The organism is Paraburkholderia nodosa DSM 21604, from assembly GCF_000519185.1.
GTDB classification, from domain to species: domain Bacteria; phylum Pseudomonadota; class Gammaproteobacteria; order Burkholderiales; family Burkholderiaceae; genus Paraburkholderia; species Paraburkholderia nodosa.
On the sequence record NZ_JAFA01000012.1, the window covers coordinates 1 to 15,184 of the forward strand.

Sequence of the window (15,184 nt, forward strand, 5' to 3'; positions counted from 1 at the left end):
GCATCACGTGAGTCATCCCCTGTGATTTTTTCGGACCCGTCCGAGTGCCGTTTTCGCCTGTCTGGGTAAAACTTAGCTCGCGACTTGCATTAGCCACCGTGCGTGGCTCATGCGCGATGGTGTGCTGGCAGCGAGCGTCGATGGCACATCGTCTATTCAGGACTGCAGAACAGGGAGATGGCCGTGGCGGAATCGGACAAACCGGCCCGCGTACCACCGCCACCACGCGATCCGTTTGCCCTATCGGGCCAGCTGCTTGAACTGGCCTGGAAGATAGACGCACTGGAGCCAACCGACCGGTTTCTGGTCGAGTCGCTGGTTTCGCAGCTCTGCAACAAGCCTGTTCCAGGATAAATCTCAGGACAAGCCGACGCGTTTTGAGAAGGAGGTAGAATGCCTAGCTTTCCGGTTTGCGCGCTTGACAATCGTCAAGGCCCGCAGCGCAGATCGGGGCCAGAATGCAGAAGCCACACTCTGCCTGGCAGGGCGTGGTGCAGTACCAGCCTCGCGGCTCCCCCGCCCAGGCCCGCTCGTTACAACTCGAAGGCGAACAAAGGCAGCCCCACGCCATACCAGTTCGGAGTAGTGCGCTGACGATCGGGACTGCAGATTTTATGGGCTGCCACTCATATTTCAGACTAGGACGATAGTCACCTTCCCATCGTAGTGCCACGATCCATAAATGGGGTGCGATGTATTGCGCCTCTGTGATCAGTCGCGCTGCAGTCTGACGTTGGTGTTCGCAAGCGTAGCCACGCTGCGCGTGCTGATCTATGTCGCCAAAACAAGGAGAAAAACATTGACGGTACGAATTCGCAACGCATTAGTGAGGTTGCGCGGCTCGCTCTTTCACTCATTGTCGCGGCCTGCGGAGGTAACAATGGTGACGCGGGAACATCCACATCGGGCTTAGAACGGAAGTACTGAGCGGACAACGGCTTCGGCCGTTCAGGCGAAGCTGGACAACCTCTCCGCCGCGCTTCCTTCGAAAGCGCATCACTTGCGCCGGATGGGTATTGGTTCCGACGTTGTTACGACGGCGCGAAAGTTGAACGCAAACGAGGCAAAGGCATTTATGCGCGCTCTCGCCTCCGATCCCAACGTTGAGTACGTGGAACCTGACGTACCTATCAGCGTGTCCATGGTCCCGAATGATCCACAGTTTGGCACTCAGTGGTATCTGCATTCAAACCTTCCGCCTGAAAACGGAAAAGTGGGAGTACGGGCGGAACCTGCATGGGATACAGCAACTGGTGCGGGCTCAGTAATCGCGATTGTTGACAATGGCGTTACCAGCCATAACGACTACAACGCCAACCTCTTGCTTGGCCAGGATTTCGTTGACGACCGAACTGGTAAGGGGATGAATCCGGGGAATTGTGGAGGAAATTGGCATGGTACGCACGTTACAGGCATCGCTGTAGCATTAACAAACAATGGCAATGGCATCGCCGGCATAGCATTCGGCGCAAAGGCCATTTCGGCTCGTGTAATGAACCCTTGCGGATCTGGGTTCATGTCGGATGCGGCAGACGGAATAACGTGGGCAGCCGGTGGAGCCGTTCCGAGTGTACCAACCAACAACAATCCGGCAACAGTCATAAATTTGAGTCTGGCCGGCAGCGGGCAATGCTCTGCTACGTTCCAGAACGCAATTGATTTTGCCACCAGCAGAGGATCTATTGTCGTTGCAGGTGCCGGAAATTCCTCTGCTGACGTATCGGGCACCCAGCCCGCCAATTGCCACAATGTTATCGCCGTAGGTGGTACTGCCGGCATTGGGGAGAGCTACATTAGTTCAAATTTCGGACCGGGTATTGATATCGCCGCTCCTGGCAACAATATATGGTCAACTTGGGACTCGGGAAATTCTGTTCCTGGCGGGGATGACTATCGATACTTGTCCGGCACGTCTATGTCTACCCCCATGGTCAGTGGAGTGATTGCGCTTGCACAATCGGTGGCCCCGAAGCCTCTCACTGTTGCGGAGTATCGCGCACTCCTGCAACAAAGCGTACAACCGTGGCCAGCTCCGCCTGACCGCCTACTCGGCCCTGGCATTCTGGACGCAACGCAAGCCGTCCTCGCCGCTAATTCCGGCTCCGTTCCGGTAGCGGCGGACTTTACCTGTTCGCAAGCGGATGGAATGATGCAAGTCACCTGCACGGATCGTTCGACAGCCAGGGGCGGAGTGTCCATTGCATCGTGGTCATGGAATCTTGACGTCGTCAGCAATCCTCCGGATATGGTCCGGACGTCGTCTGTCAATCCGTACGTAAACTATGAATACCCAGGGACATACACTGTACGACTGATCGTTAAGGGTGCGAACGGTGCGACTAGTTCGGTGGCGCGGCCTATCCAGGTCGTCCCGCCCGCGACAGTTGCTTTCACCGCTAACGTGCCGACGCCGACCTCACCAAACCAGTCAGCCTTCACCTATTACCAGATGAATCTTCCCGCTGGTTTGAAAAGCCTGACGGTGTCGATAGATGGATCGAGCCCGAATGGCGGATTCCTGTACCTCAAGAATTCACCGACAACTATCAATCCAGACTGCGTTACGCACGGCCTCCCTTCGATGAGTTGCACGGTCAGCAATCCACCGGCTGGTACGTATTACGCAATTTACTCGTCCTCCGATAAGGCAGCTTCAGCAACAATGACGTATCAGTAACCATATAGCTGATGCAAGCGGCGCCCTAGCCAATTTCAAACGAAATGGTGAGGGCGTTGCTGCATGTGATATGCGGTAATTGCGCTTTAATTTCGTAGCTCATACAACTCGCCGGTCTAACCGTAACTTCTTCGATGTCACCGTCTTCAATTGACTCCACCGATAGTCACGCTGGCAAACTGTCGCCAGACAATGGGCAGCGCGGCCACCACGCGGCCGCGTTCGCACAGTTGACCGTGCCAGAACAGGAAGGCCCAGAGGGTATCCGCTTTGACTTCAACTATGGTTGCCGCGTACAGGTCCCGCGCGACGGTTGGCGCGTACGAATGTTTGATATCGACACCGGCAATCAGGTATTTGACGATACATTGCTAGCGGGTGAGGTTGCCGCCAGTCGTCGGAAGTACTTCGTTCGCTTTTGGGTGGAGGTATTTGACGGCGAGCGTCTCGTCTTTTCGCATGTATACGACGCATGCGGCCAGCGCGTACACGTGGAAATGGGATCGGGGGCACTGGGCGATGCGATTGCATGGATGCCGGCCATTGAGGCATTTCGGCGGCAGCATCGCTGCGAACTGGTTGTCCAGATCAAGCCCGACGTGAGTACGTTGTTCAAAGCGGGCTATCCAACTATCGAATTTATCTCAGAACGAGCTGAAGCGGCGTTACGTGGTCCTGTTTACGCGACGTATCGTGTTGGCTGCTATAAGCCTTATTCGGATAGAGATCACCAACCCACGGACCCTCGCGTCAGCAACTTGCAGGACTTCGCTTCCTACATGCTCGGTGTTCCCGCATTGGAACGCCGACCTAACATCGTGGTTGAGGCGCCCACGCGGACCATAAGTGAGCGCTACGTCTGCATCGCGGCGCAAGCGTCGGCGCAGTGCAAATACTGGAACCATCCCGCAGGCTGGCCGACTCTGGTCGCCCACCTGAAGGCGCGGGGCTATCGTGTGCTATGCATCGACCGTGATCGCGAGTATGGCTCGAGAGAAACTCCGAACCGTATGCCGGAAGGTGCGGAGGACTTCACCGGTGCTCATCCCTTGCAGGAGCGTGCGGCATTGCTCGCGCACGCGGAGTTCTTCGTGGGTTTAGGTAGCGGACTTTCATGGCTCGCGTGGGCCGTGGGGACGCCGGTTGTCCTGGTGAGTGGATTCTCGCATCCGAAAACCGAATTCCTAACGCCGTGGCGCATAATTAATTTCCACGCATGCAATAGTTGCTATAACGACACGATGTTTGAGTTCAGCGAGGATTTTGGCTGGTGCCCTCGCCACGCAGATGATGGGTTGCGCTTCCAGTGCACCAAGGTAATCACGCCTGCCCAGGTGATCCGAATCGTCGATCAACTTATCACGGATTCGTCAACGGATGAAACCTCCGTACGCTGACGAGGCGGTGCGGGTACGCGATGGTCAGGGACCGAATACCACCTCCCGGGCCTCATCACAAAAATCACAGGGCATGCTTTTTGGAATTACAGCACATCGCATGCGGACAGTGGAAACTGATCGCGGACGGCATCGAGCGCTTTGTGCAGGAGTACGGCCGCAAGCCAGTGACCCTCCTGCTGCATCCGGCGCATGCTGCCGACTTCTATCGCGAGACGGAGGCCGGGGCCGACGACACGCTGCTCAACGGGATTTCTATCGTGCTCCATGAACAGTTCGCCTTGGCTGCGCTCATGGACATCGAGGGCAGGATTTACGAGCTGTGACGCCCTATCATCGAGCGTCGTGGGGAATGCACGCACCGTTCCCTACACTGCGCGCAGCGCAGCATGGATCACTTACCTGTACGAGTATTGGACATGCCGCATGTCCTGTTGGTCCTCGATACCAGCCGCTGTTACCTTGCCTCCGTAACGCGACAAATGTCTAATATGTAGGACGTTCCCCGGTGTGGAAATGGGCTTTCCCCGCAGCGCAATGCGTGGGGAAACGTGGGGGAATAGTGTTTGTGGGTGTGTGGGGGTGAAAGTCGTTCCCCCACGCATGGCTTGAAAAGCCTTGTGTGCCAAGGGTCTATCGCTGTAGGGAGATGGTTTTCCACAGGCTTGCCAACAAAATCTGTGGAAAACCCCCCGCACCTTTCCCCGCAACACGACGCCGCTGCCACAATCGGCAACGCCGCCCACAATCCGAATCGCATCAAACACTTGGTGCAGTCGTCCCAGGGTTACGCACAAGGCTGTCCACCAAAGTTGTGGATAGCGCACCCAGATGTTGATCGCGGCCGATTCAACCTTGCACAGTGTGGGAGTTCGGCCCGATAATCGCCGTCGATATGGCCGTCGCGTGACCGCGCGTGCACGGGCAACTCTCTTCTCGTCACTTCCCGCCGCGCCGTGCTCAAAAACTCGCGCTTTGCCGGTCTTCTGCGTATTCCTGGTTTCCTGCCACTCGCCGGCGCCACCCTGATGCTCGGCGTGGCGATGTCCTTCACCGCGCCTTACCTCTCCCTGTTCGGCGTCGAGCGCGCCGGCATGACACCGTTCCGGCTCGGCGTGTTCATGACCGCCATCGCCACGAGCGGTGTGATCGCGAGCACCGCGGCGGGCCGCTGGAGCGACGCCACCGGCAAGCACCGAACCCTGCTGCTCGTCTCGCTGTGCGCCGCCACGCTCGGCTATCTCTGCCTGTGCGTCGTGCGCGATTACCGGCTTCTGCTGCTCGTGGGCATTGCGTTCATCGGCGCGGGCGGTTGCGCGCTCTCGCTAGTGTTCTCGTTCAGCCGCGCGGCGCTGCCCGCGAGCGACGACGCCGAGCGGACCTTTGCGAGCGCGACGCTGCGCACGATTCTCTCCGCCGCATGGGTGTTCGGGCCCGCGGTCGGCGCGCTCGTGCTGGCCGCCACGAACTTCTACGGACTGTTCCTGTTTGCGGCGGCGAGCTTCGCGGCTTGCGGCACGATCGTCTGGCGCATGCGCGAGCCGCGCCACGACGAACACGCCACGCAGCATCTGATGGCGCGTCCCACCTCGGGCGAAGTCGCGCAGGAGATCGGCGCGGAAAGCGCGGCGCAGTACGAGGGCCAGCCGCTCACGCAAGCCGAAGTGCAGCCGGGCGCGCCACGCGACCCCGCAACGCTTCCGCCGGCGGCAACGGCAAAAGCGAAGGCCAGGGCAGCGCGCGCGCCGGTGCCTGCCGCGGAGGGTTCGCAAAAAGACATCATGCGCGCGATCGTTGCGCTCACACTCATTGGACTGGCCGCCAACGCGACGATGATCGTGCTGCCGCTCTACATCGTGCATGGCCTGCAGGGCACGCGCATCGACGTGTCGATCATGCTCGGCCTCGGCGCGCTCATGGAGATACCGATGATGCTCGCGCTCGGCGCACGCGCCTCGGTGCTGAACAAGCCGTGGTGGCTGGCCGCCTGCGCCGCGGTGCATGCCGTCTACTTCGTCGCGATGTCGCTGGCGCCGGGCGTGCACGCGTTGATCCCGATGCAGATTCTCAACGCCTTCGTGGTGGCCGTCACGTCGTGTCTGGGCATGACCTTCGTGCAGGATCTGATGCCGTCGTCGCCGGGGCGGGCAACGGCGCTGTTCTTCAACGCGGCGCGGCTCGGCTCGATACTGTCGGGCGTGCTTTCCGGCCTGCTCGTGCAGGCGTTCGGTTATCGCGGCACGTTTCTTTTCTGCGGCGCGCTCGCGCTGTGCGCGCTCGTGTTGTTCGCCGTACCCGGAGAGCACTATCCGAAGATGGCGCGTGCTGTGCGGCGTTATCTGCGTGAGCGTTCAGGCAAGCGGGTCTGATTCCTGGCATGACTCTGGATGACCAGGCAATGTCATTCGAAGCAAAGCGCGGTGCCGCAAACGCACCGCCCTTCATCGACATTTACTGAACCGTTTCGGCGTCCCGCCCGGCGAGCGCTCGGGCGGGCGTTGCAGCGTCGAAGTCTTCCGCATCGACGTCATAGCCCGAAGGCTCCCAGCGAATCGAGAGCAGCGCCGTGAGCCCCACGAGCGGCGCGACCGCGATGATCCAGAACACGCGCGTGCCGAGCGCGGCGGCGAGCACCGGGAACAGGAACAGCGAGACTGTGGAGCTGGCGCGCATGAGCGTCTGGTTGAAGCCGACGCCCACGCCGCGCAGCGAGGTCGGGTAGCCGAGCGAGGCGAACGTCATGCTGTGCGAACCGGGGCCGACGCCCTGGCCGAACAGAAACGCGGCGAGCAGGGCGACCGCGCTGACGACTTCGGGTGCCGTCGCCGGCTTGCCGACGACTGCGAGGCCGACGAGCGCCACGAACTGGATCGCATAGCCCCAGACGGTGAGCTTCCACGCGCCGAAGCGCGGCACGATGCGCACGGCGATCAGCCCGCCCACGAAGGCGAAGCCGAGATTGAGCACGAGCGAGGCGAGGATCGTCGTGAGCATGGACTGCGCGAGGAAGCTCGAGATGATCACGGGGAGGCCGAACGCGACCGCGTTGTACGCGAACGAAGACGCCACGCCGATGACCGTGGCGAGCACCGTGCGCCGGGTGTAGACGCCGCGCAGCAGCGCGCCGTAGTTCTGCCACGACGCCACGCGCGCCGGCCTGGCCGCGGTGCTGGCGGCGGCTTCGGGCGCGACCTGCGCGTCGATGCCGTATGAGCGCTTGAGGATGCGCGCCGCGCCTGCGAGATCGCCCTGATTCGCGGCCCACACCGGCGACTCGCTGATATAGCGGCTGCGAATCGCGATGATGACGAGCGCGGGCACGGCGCCGAAGCCGAGCGTGAGGCGCCAGAGCAGATGCGAGTGCGAGGCGGGCAAGCCTGCGTAGAACGCCAGCACGAGCAGATACGACACGCTGATCGCCGCGTACCAGACGGGGCACCACATCGCGACGCGCGCGGCCTTGTTGCCGCGGCCCTTGAGCCGCGAGAACTCGGCGAGAAAGGCCATGGCCACCGGCAGGTCGATGCCGACGCCCAGCCCCATCACGAAGCGCGCGCCGCCGAGCACCCAGGCGTTGGGCGCGAGCGCGCACGCAAGCGCGGCCACGACGAAGAAGAACATGTCGGCCATGAACACGCGATAGCGCCCGATGCGATCGGTCAGGAAGCCGCCGAGAAACGCGCCGACGATGGCGCCGAACGTGATGGCCGAAGCGACGAAGCCGGTGCCCGCGGGCGAGAGCGAGAACTCGCGCGCCACATCCTTGAGGCCGAAGGCGAGGGCGCCGAGGTCGTAGGCGTCGAGGAATACGCCACCCAGCGCGATCGCCACGACGATGCCCGCGTTGCTACCGGTGGCGGCCCCCGCGTTGACGAGTTGCGAGACGTCCGCGGCGCTGCGGATCACCGGGCGGCCGGAAGGGCTGAACGAAGAGGGGGAAGCTGAGGCGGGCATGCGAGGCGACGCGAGCGGGCGCGCGAATAGCGACAAAGCGCGTGATGCTACCGCCCGCGCGGTGCGCGCCCAAATCGTTTTTGGTTATGAGCTCATGCCGTGCGGGCCAGTCAGTGCCTGTGTCAGTGCATGTAGGTGACGCGGCGCGAGCGGTCGCTCAACCGCAATCCCGCGTCGAGCAGCGCGATGGCGAACCAGCGGGCGGTCTTGAGCATGCCGCTCACGCTCGGCATCGGCAGCCAGTCGTTGAGGAGCTGCACGGCGGCCTCGCTGCGCGTCGACTGCAGAAGCGCGATCACCTGCAGCAGCGAGCCTTCGTCCTTCGCGAGCTCGGAGGCGCAGCGGCAGCGCGTATCGAGCGGGCGGCACGAGGCGCGGCACAGGGTGCCCATCAGCAGATCGAAATAGCCGAAGCCTTCCGCGCCGAGCCCCGCGTCGGCGAGCACGCCGCGCCAGTTTTCGGCTTTGGCGTAGGCGTCGCAGTGCGGGCGCAGCCAGGTGCGCACCGCGCGCAGGACGGTCTGCTCGGCGGTGTCGGGGTGATGGACGAAGGTGTCGTCGATCAGCGTGTCATTTCTCGCGAAAGGGGCGGTGTAGTTCATGGAGCCTCCGGTCCCGCACAAATCATTCGGGTGGCGCCGGGTCGTCCGGCGTGGGCTCTATTCTGGGACAAATTTTGTCCAAATGCAAATGATTCTCATTTGTGAAATGAGGCCGGCGGGAGGACGATAACCTCGCGCAACCGGGAAGGGACTGTTCCAGCCAGCACCCTTAATTACGGGGACACAAGTCGCTAAAGTGCCGGCCATGCGTGTTCCAGTGCTCTGGCGCAACGTGAGAGTTGGCCCCGGCCCCATGAAGGCCGGGGCTTTTTTTTGCACCGCGCAAGGGCGTGCGGTGCGGCCCTGGCACGCGTTTTGGAGGCCGCCGGGCGCCATACCTCGATGCATAAGTCATTGAACCGAAAGAAACAAGTAAGGTATTATTCGGGCCGCGCAGCGCGACAGCCTGCCGCGCGTCACGGCGCCCCGGCGGTCGAAAACGTTGTTTTCGCGATCAAAAACAGGCTGTAACAGCCCGTTTGTTGTTTTTTCTCTTAGTACGTTTTTGAATAAAAACAATGACTTGCGTCAACCATCGATCCGGCCCGTGTTGTTGCGCTGCAAAACTTCCGTATTCCGTTTACCCTCGTTAACCCTTGAACGTGTGTTGCATTTCGCCTCGTCGCTGACAAATACATTACAGCCAGCCTGGTTCGATTTTCACCCCGCGTCAATCTTTCAAGTTGCTTGCGCACCTGATCGTGCGCCGTGGAAGCTATTTGCTCCGCATTTTTGAGGTCCTGTTGAAATGCAATCCGTTCCATTCCTGAGTCTGGCGATCTGGATTCCCATCCTGTTCGGCGTGGCCGTGCTGCGCCTCGGGTCGGATCGTCATCCGCAGCGTGCCCGCTGGCTGTCGCTCGTTGGCGCCGTCGTCGGTCTGCTGCTGACCCTCCCGCTCATCTCCGGCTTCGACAACCACGCGGCCGGCATGCAGTTCGTCGAATTCCGCGAATGGCTGCCTGAGTTCGGCGTGGCGTGGCGACTCGGGATCGATGGCATTTCGATGTGGCTCGTGGTGCTCACCGCGTTCACGACGCTCGTGATCGTGATCGCCTCGTGGGAATCGATCACGGTGCGCGTCGCCCAGTACTTCGGCGCGTTCCTGATTCTCTCGGGCCTGATGGTCGGCACCTTCGCCGCGACCGACGGCATGCTGTTCTTCGTGTTCTTCGAAGCCACGCTGATCCCGCTGTACCTGTTGATCGGCTCGTGGGGCAATGCCCGCCGTACCTACGCCGCGGTCAAGTTCTTCTTCTTCTCGCTCGCCGGTTCGCTGCTGATGCTGGTGTCGATGCTGTACCTCTACAGCCAGGCGCACACCTTCGACATGGCCGCGTGGCACAACCTCACGCTCGGCTTCATTCCGCAGATCCTCGTGTTCATCGGCTTCTTCGCGGCCTTCGCGGTGAAGGTCCCGATGTGGCCGTTCCACACCTGGCTGCCCGACGTCCACCTCGAAGCGCCGACCGGCGCGACCGTGATGCTGGCCATGCTCAAGCTTGGCGGCTACGGCTTCCTGCGCTTCACGCTGCCGATCACGCCTGACGCCGCGCACTTCTTCGCGCCGGCGATCATCACGCTCTCGCTCGTGGCCGTGGTGTACTCGAGCCTGCTCGCGCTCGCGCAGACCGACATGACCAAGCTGCTCGCGTACTCGACGGTCGCTCACATGGGCCTCGTCACGCTCGGCCTGTTCCTCTTCAACCAGATCGGCACCGAAGGCGCGATCGTGCAGATGATCTCGTACGGCTTCGTCTCGGGCGCCATGCTGCTCTCGATCGGCGTGCTGTTCGACCGCACGAAAACGCGCACGATCTCGGCTTACGGCGGCGTCGTCAACGTGATGCCGCGCTACGCCACCTTCATGATGCTGTTCTGCATGGCCAACCTCGGCCTGCCGGGCACGTCGGGCTTCGTGGGCGAGTTCATGGTCATCATGGGCGCGATCCGCGTGAACTTCTGGGTCGGCGCGATCGCCGCGACGACCGTCATCCTGAGCGCTGCGTACACCCTGTGGATGTACAAGCGCGTGATCTTCGGCGCTGTGGCGAACAAGGGCGTTGCGAAGCTGGCCGACATCGGCCGCCGCGAAACGCTGATCTTCGCTTCGCTCGCAGCGTTCGTGCTGGCAATCGGCCTCTACCCGAAGCCGATGACCGACGCGATCGAGCTCTCGGCGGCAAACCTCGTCACCCAGGCCGGTCGCAGCAAGCAACCCGTCGAAGATGGAGCGCCTGCTGACGCAGTGCGTGCGGGCACGGACGTTCGTGCTTCGCACTCGCCGACGTGATCACTGAAGATTGACGGCGCAACCAACGCGCCGCATCGCCTCCAGGCGGTGCGGCGCGTTGCTGCGTCCAGGAGTTTTCGAATTTTGAGATTCGAAACATAGCCGCGGCGGCCCGCTGTCAAGGGCAGAGCAGGGCGCAACGTGCGTGTGTTTCCGAGGCGCGACAAACCTCGCGAACACATGCGACAAAGTGTCTCAATCTTCTTTTGACAAAGGTCATTTTCCACATTCATTGATTGCGAAATATCAAAGCGGCTGTATGATGCGGGCGCGCTTCCTTTGTCGGATGTCAGGGGACGCGTCCGGAACTATTCAATGAATGAAATTCAGGCAAACGTGATGAAAAGAACGACCTTTCAAAGGTTACTGCTTCCCGTAAGCGCCGGATTGGCCTTGTGTCTTTCCGGATGCAACATGGAGCTCCTTGACCCCAAGGGAAGTGTGGGCGTGGCGGAAAAGCAGCTGATCGCTACCTCCACATGGGCCATGCTGATCGTGGTGATCCCCGTGATCATCCTGACGCTCTGGTTCGCGTACCGCTACCGCGCGTCGAACCGTAGCGCCACCTACGCGCCGAAGTGGTCGCACTCGACGGCGATCGAAATCGTCGTCTGGACCATCCCGACGCTGATCATTCTCTTCCTCGGCGTGCTCACGTGGAACACCACGCACGAGCTCGACCCCTACAAGCCGCTCGAATCGAACGTCAAGCCGATCAACGTCGAAGTTGTGGCGCTCGACTGGAAGTGGTTGTTCATCTACCCGGATCTCGGTATCGCGACGGTGAACCAGCTGGCCGTGCCCGTTGGCACGCCGGTGAACTTCAGCATCACGTCGGATTCGGTGATGAACTCGTTCTTCATCCCGCAGCTTGGCACCCAGGTTTATGCGATGGCTGGCATGCAGACGCGTCTGCACCTGATCGCCGACCACGCTGGCGACTACGCCGGCCTCTCGGCGAATTTCAGCGGCAAGGGCTTCTCGGACATGAAGTTCCGCACGCTCGCGACGAGCCAGCAAGACTTCGACGCGTGGGTCCAGAAGGTGAAGGCGTCGCAGACGCAGCTTTCCATGGATCAATACGCAACGGTCGCACAGCCGAGCGAGAAGGCTCCGGTTGAGTACTTCTCGACGGTCGACCCGAAGCTCTTCAACAACATCATCGCGAAGTACAACAACGGCCACGTCACGAATTTCAGTGACCCGTCGTGCGTGACCAAGGGGTAAGCCAAGCATGTTCGGAAAACTTACACTGGATGCCATTCCGTATCACGAGCCGATTATTGTCGGCACGATGATCGGCATGGCGCTCATCGGCGCATTGGTGCTCGGCACCGTCACTTACTTCGGTAAGTGGAAATATCTGTGGACGGAGTGGCTGACGAGCGTCGACCACAAGCGTCTGGGCGTGATGTACATCGTCCTCGCCCTCATCATGCTGCTGCGCGGCTTCGCCGACGCAATCATGATGCGTACCCAGCTCGCGCTCGCGTACAACGCGCCGGGCTACCTGCCGCCGCACCACTACGACCAGATCTTCACGGCGCACGGCGTGATCATGATTTTCTTCATGGCAATGGCCTTCATGGTCGGCCTGATGAACATCATCGTGCCGCTGCAGATCGGCGCACGCGACGTCGCGTTCCCGTTCCTGAACTCGCTGTCGTTCTGGATGACCGCAGTCGGCGCCATCCTGCTGATGATCTCGCTCGTCGTGGGTGAGTTCGCGCAGACCGGCTGGCTCGCGTATCCGCCGCTTTCGGAGCTTGCGTACAGTCCGGGGGTAGGGGTCGATTACTACCTGTGGGCGCTGCAGATCTCGGGTGTCGGCACGCTGCTGACCGGCGTGAACTTCTTCGTCACCATCATCAAGATGCGTGCCCCCGGCATGACGATGATGAAGATGCCGGTGTTCACGTGGACGGCGCTGTGCACGAACGTGCTGATCATGGCCGCGTTCCCGATCCTGACCGTGACGCTCGCGCTGCTCGGCCTCGACCGCTACATCGGCACGCACTTCTTCACGAATGACGGCGGCGGCAACGCCATGCTGTACCTGAACCTGATCTGGGCCTGGGGTCACCCCGAGGTGTACATCCTGATCCTGCCGGCGTTCGGTATTTTCTCGGAAGTCGTTGCGACCTACGCGAAGAAGCCGCTGTTCGGCTACAAGACCATGGTCTACGCGACCTGCTCGATCATGGTGCTCTCGTTCCTCGTGTGGCTGCACCACTTCTTCACGATGGGTTCGGGCGCGAACGTCAACGCGTTCTTCGGCATCATGACGATGATCATCGCGATCCCGACGGGCGTGAAGATCTTCAACTGGCTGTTCACGATCTACCGCGGCCGCCTCGAGTTCACCTCGCCGGTGCTCTGGACGATCGGCTTCATGGTCACCTTCACCATCGGCGGCATGACCGGCGTGATGATGGCGATCCCGGGCGCGGACTTCGTGCTGCACAACTCGCTGTTCCTGATTGCTCACTTCCACAACGTGATCATCGGCGGCGTGCTGTTCGGCTACCTCGCCGGCTTCAACTACTGGTTCCCGAAGGCGTTCGGCTTCAAGCTCAACGAAAAGCTCGGCAAGCGCGCGTTCTGGTTCTGGCTCTCGGGCTTCTACGTTGCCTTTACGCCGCTGTACGTGCTGGGCTTCATGGGCGCAACCCGCCGTCTGAACCACTACGACAATCCGGCATGGCAGCCGTGGATGATCATCGCGTGGGTTGGCGCCGTGCTCGTGGCAATCGGCATCGCGCACCAGCTGCTGCAGCTGTACGTGTCGATCCGCGACCGCAACCTGCCGGAAAACCGCGACCTGACGGGCGATCCGTGGGGTGGCCGTACGCTGGAGTGGGCGATCTCGTCGCCGCCGCCGTCGTATAACTTCGCGATCATTCCGCACGTGAGCGAGCTCGACGAGTTTGCGCACCTGAAGGAAACCGGCCGCGAAACCGTGGACGTCGCGAACACGAAGTACACCGACATCCACATGCCCTCGAACACGAGCGCAGGTGTGTTCATCGGTTTCTTCAGCCTGGTGCTCGGCTTTGCTGGCATCTGGCACATCTGGTGGCTCATGATCGTTGGCTTCGTCGGCATTCTCGGCACGGCCATCGCGTACAGCTTCCAGAAGAACGAAGGCTATTACATCCCGGCCGCCAAGGTCCGGGCAGACGAAGAAATGCGCAGCCGCGCACTGGTCAAGGCGTTCGAAGACAAGCAACGCCGTGGCAAGGTTGAAGCAGCACTGGAGGCCAACTGATGTTGACGAAAACAAGTGCGGCCGCACTCGCGGAGCACGATCACCACGATCACCCGCCGTCACACTCGGTGTTCGGCTTCTGGCTGTACCTGATGACGGACTGTATTCTGTTCGGCTCGCTGTTCGCAGTGTTCGCCGTGATGCAGAACCAGTTCGCAGGCGGCCCGACGGGCAAGGACCTGTTCGACATTCAGGGCGTGGCCATGGAAACGGCAGTGCTGCTGCTGTCGTCCATCACGTACGGTTTCGCGATGATCGGCGCGCACAAGCAGCGCAAGGGTCAAGTGCTGGTCTGGCTGGCGATCACCTTCCTGCTGGGCGCAACGTTCCTGTATTTCGAGCTGCATGAATTCGCGAACATGATCGCCGAGGGCAACGGCCCGCAACGCAGCGCGTTCCTCTCGTCGTTCTTCACGCTGGTTGCCACCCACGGTATCCACGTGACGATGGGCATGATCTGGATGGTCGTCCTGATGGTTCAGGCCGTGAAGGCGCCGGTACTGGGCGAGCGTGAAATTCGCCGCCTGACCTGCCTTAGCCTTTTCTGGCACTTTCTGGACATCGTCTGGATCTGTGTGTTCTCCTTTGTTTACCTTGCGAGCGTGATCTAAATGAGTGCTCATTCCATCCATGAAGAAGAAAGCCACGGCAGCGTAGGCAGCTACCTGGTTGGTTTCGTCCTGGCGGTGGTGCTCACGGCCGCTTCGTTCTGGCTCGTGCTGCATGGCGGCTTCCCGCGCGAGACCGCGCTGCTCGGCCTTGCCGTGCTGGCTGTGGTGCAGATCGTGGTTCACCTCGTGTTCTTCCTGCATATGAACACGTCGTCGGGCCAGCGCTGGAACGTGACGGCATTCGGCTTCACGGTGTTGACGGTCCTGATCGTGGTCGTCGGTACGCTGTGGGTCATGCACAACGTCAGCATGAACATGATGTCGCGTTAAGCGCTCATCGTTGCTGGACTTGCGCTTCGCTCGCTTCGGGTGAAGCGCAAAT

Annotated in this window: 11 protein-coding genes; 9 read left to right on the forward strand and 2 right to left on the reverse strand. The window is 61.1% G+C overall.

Annotation, left to right across the window (positions count from 1 at the left end):
* Window positions 1-1,048: 1,048 nt before the first annotated feature.
* From A3CW_RS51060 to A3CW_RS0118845, 4 genes are all read left to right on the forward strand, one after another.
* On the forward strand, window positions 1,049-2,677 hold the full coding sequence (locus A3CW_RS51060; protein ID WP_161782942.1) for a S8 family serine peptidase: 1,629 nt from the start codon (window positions 1,049-1,051) through the stop codon (window positions 2,675-2,677).
* A 134-nt stretch (window positions 2,678-2,811) separates the two neighbouring features.
* Window positions 2,812-4,074 (forward strand): autotransporter strand-loop-strand O-heptosyltransferase, encoded by a 1,263-nt coding sequence (locus A3CW_RS46780; RefSeq protein ID WP_063750843.1) that lies wholly within the window; start codon window positions 2,812-2,814, stop codon window positions 4,072-4,074.
* An 80-nt stretch (window positions 4,075-4,154) separates the two neighbouring features.
* Window positions 4,155-4,400 carry a hypothetical protein gene (locus A3CW_RS0118840; protein ID WP_028204954.1) on the forward strand — a complete coding sequence of 82 codons (246 nt, stop codon included), beginning with the start codon at window positions 4,155-4,157 and terminating at the stop codon, window positions 4,398-4,400.
* Between the two features lie 630 nt (window positions 4,401-5,030).
* Window positions 5,031-6,443, forward strand: coding sequence for a sugar efflux transporter (locus A3CW_RS0118845; protein WP_028204955.1), 1,413 nt, complete (start codon window positions 5,031-5,033; stop codon window positions 6,441-6,443).
* An 82-nt stretch (window positions 6,444-6,525) separates the two neighbouring features.
* On the opposite strand, the gene A3CW_RS46785 is transcribed toward A3CW_RS0118845, so the two are convergent.
* On the reverse strand, window positions 6,526-8,028 hold the full coding sequence (locus A3CW_RS46785) for an MFS transporter (protein WP_051481595.1): 1,503 nt from the start codon (window positions 8,026-8,028) through the stop codon (window positions 6,526-6,528).
* 122 nt (window positions 8,029-8,150) lie between these two features.
* Window positions 8,151-8,630, reverse strand: a complete 480-nt coding sequence (locus A3CW_RS0118855; protein WP_028204956.1) for a hypothetical protein — start codon at window positions 8,628-8,630, stop codon at window positions 8,151-8,153.
* A 748-nt stretch (window positions 8,631-9,378) separates the two neighbouring features.
* Between A3CW_RS0118855 and A3CW_RS0118860 the strand changes: the two genes are divergently transcribed.
* From A3CW_RS0118860 to cyoD, 5 genes are all read left to right on the forward strand, one after another.
* On the forward strand, window positions 9,379-10,923 hold the full coding sequence (locus A3CW_RS0118860; protein ID WP_028204957.1) for an NADH-quinone oxidoreductase subunit M: 1,545 nt from the start codon (window positions 9,379-9,381) through the stop codon (window positions 10,921-10,923).
* A gap of 339 nt (window positions 10,924-11,262) precedes the next feature.
* Window positions 11,263-12,150: a ubiquinol oxidase subunit II gene (gene cyoA, locus A3CW_RS0118865; protein WP_028204958.1), complete on the forward strand. Its 888-nt coding sequence runs from the start codon at window positions 11,263-11,265 to the stop codon at window positions 12,148-12,150.
* A 7-nt stretch (window positions 12,151-12,157) separates the two neighbouring features.
* On the forward strand, window positions 12,158-14,191 hold the full coding sequence (gene cyoB / locus A3CW_RS0118870; protein ID WP_028204959.1) for a cytochrome o ubiquinol oxidase subunit I: 2,034 nt from the start codon (window positions 12,158-12,160) through the stop codon (window positions 14,189-14,191).
* On the forward strand, window positions 14,191-14,802 hold the full coding sequence (cyoC, locus tag A3CW_RS0118875; RefSeq protein WP_028204960.1) for a cytochrome o ubiquinol oxidase subunit III: 612 nt from the start codon (window positions 14,191-14,193) through the stop codon (window positions 14,800-14,802). Before cyoB ends, cyoC begins: the two co-directional genes overlap by 1 nt.
* Window positions 14,803-15,132 (forward strand): cytochrome o ubiquinol oxidase subunit IV, encoded by a 330-nt coding sequence (cyoD, locus tag A3CW_RS0118880; protein ID WP_028204961.1) that lies wholly within the window; start codon window positions 14,803-14,805, stop codon window positions 15,130-15,132.
* Window positions 15,133-15,184 lie beyond the last annotated feature (52 nt).

Coding starts and splice junctions, on each gene's coding strand:
- cyoC (WP_028204960.1), top strand. CDS start 14,191: ATGTTGACGAAAACAAGTGCGGCCGCACTCGCGGAGCACGATCACCAC.
- A3CW_RS46780 (WP_063750843.1), top strand. CDS start 2,812: ATGTCACCGTCTTCAATTGACTCCACCGATAGTCACGCTGGCAAACTG.
- A3CW_RS46785 (WP_051481595.1), bottom strand. CDS start 8,028: ATGCCCGCCTCAGCTTCCCCCTCTTCGTTCAGCCCTTCCGGCCGCCCG.
- cyoD (WP_028204961.1), top strand. CDS start 14,803: ATGAGTGCTCATTCCATCCATGAAGAAGAAAGCCACGGCAGCGTAGGC.
- cyoA (WP_028204958.1), top strand. CDS start 11,263: ATGAAAAGAACGACCTTTCAAAGGTTACTGCTTCCCGTAAGCGCCGGA.
- A3CW_RS0118860 (WP_028204957.1), top strand. CDS start 9,379: ATGCAATCCGTTCCATTCCTGAGTCTGGCGATCTGGATTCCCATCCTG.
- cyoB (WP_028204959.1), top strand. CDS start 12,158: ATGTTCGGAAAACTTACACTGGATGCCATTCCGTATCACGAGCCGATT.
- A3CW_RS0118855 (WP_028204956.1), bottom strand. CDS start 8,630: ATGAACTACACCGCCCCTTTCGCGAGAAATGACACGCTGATCGACGAC.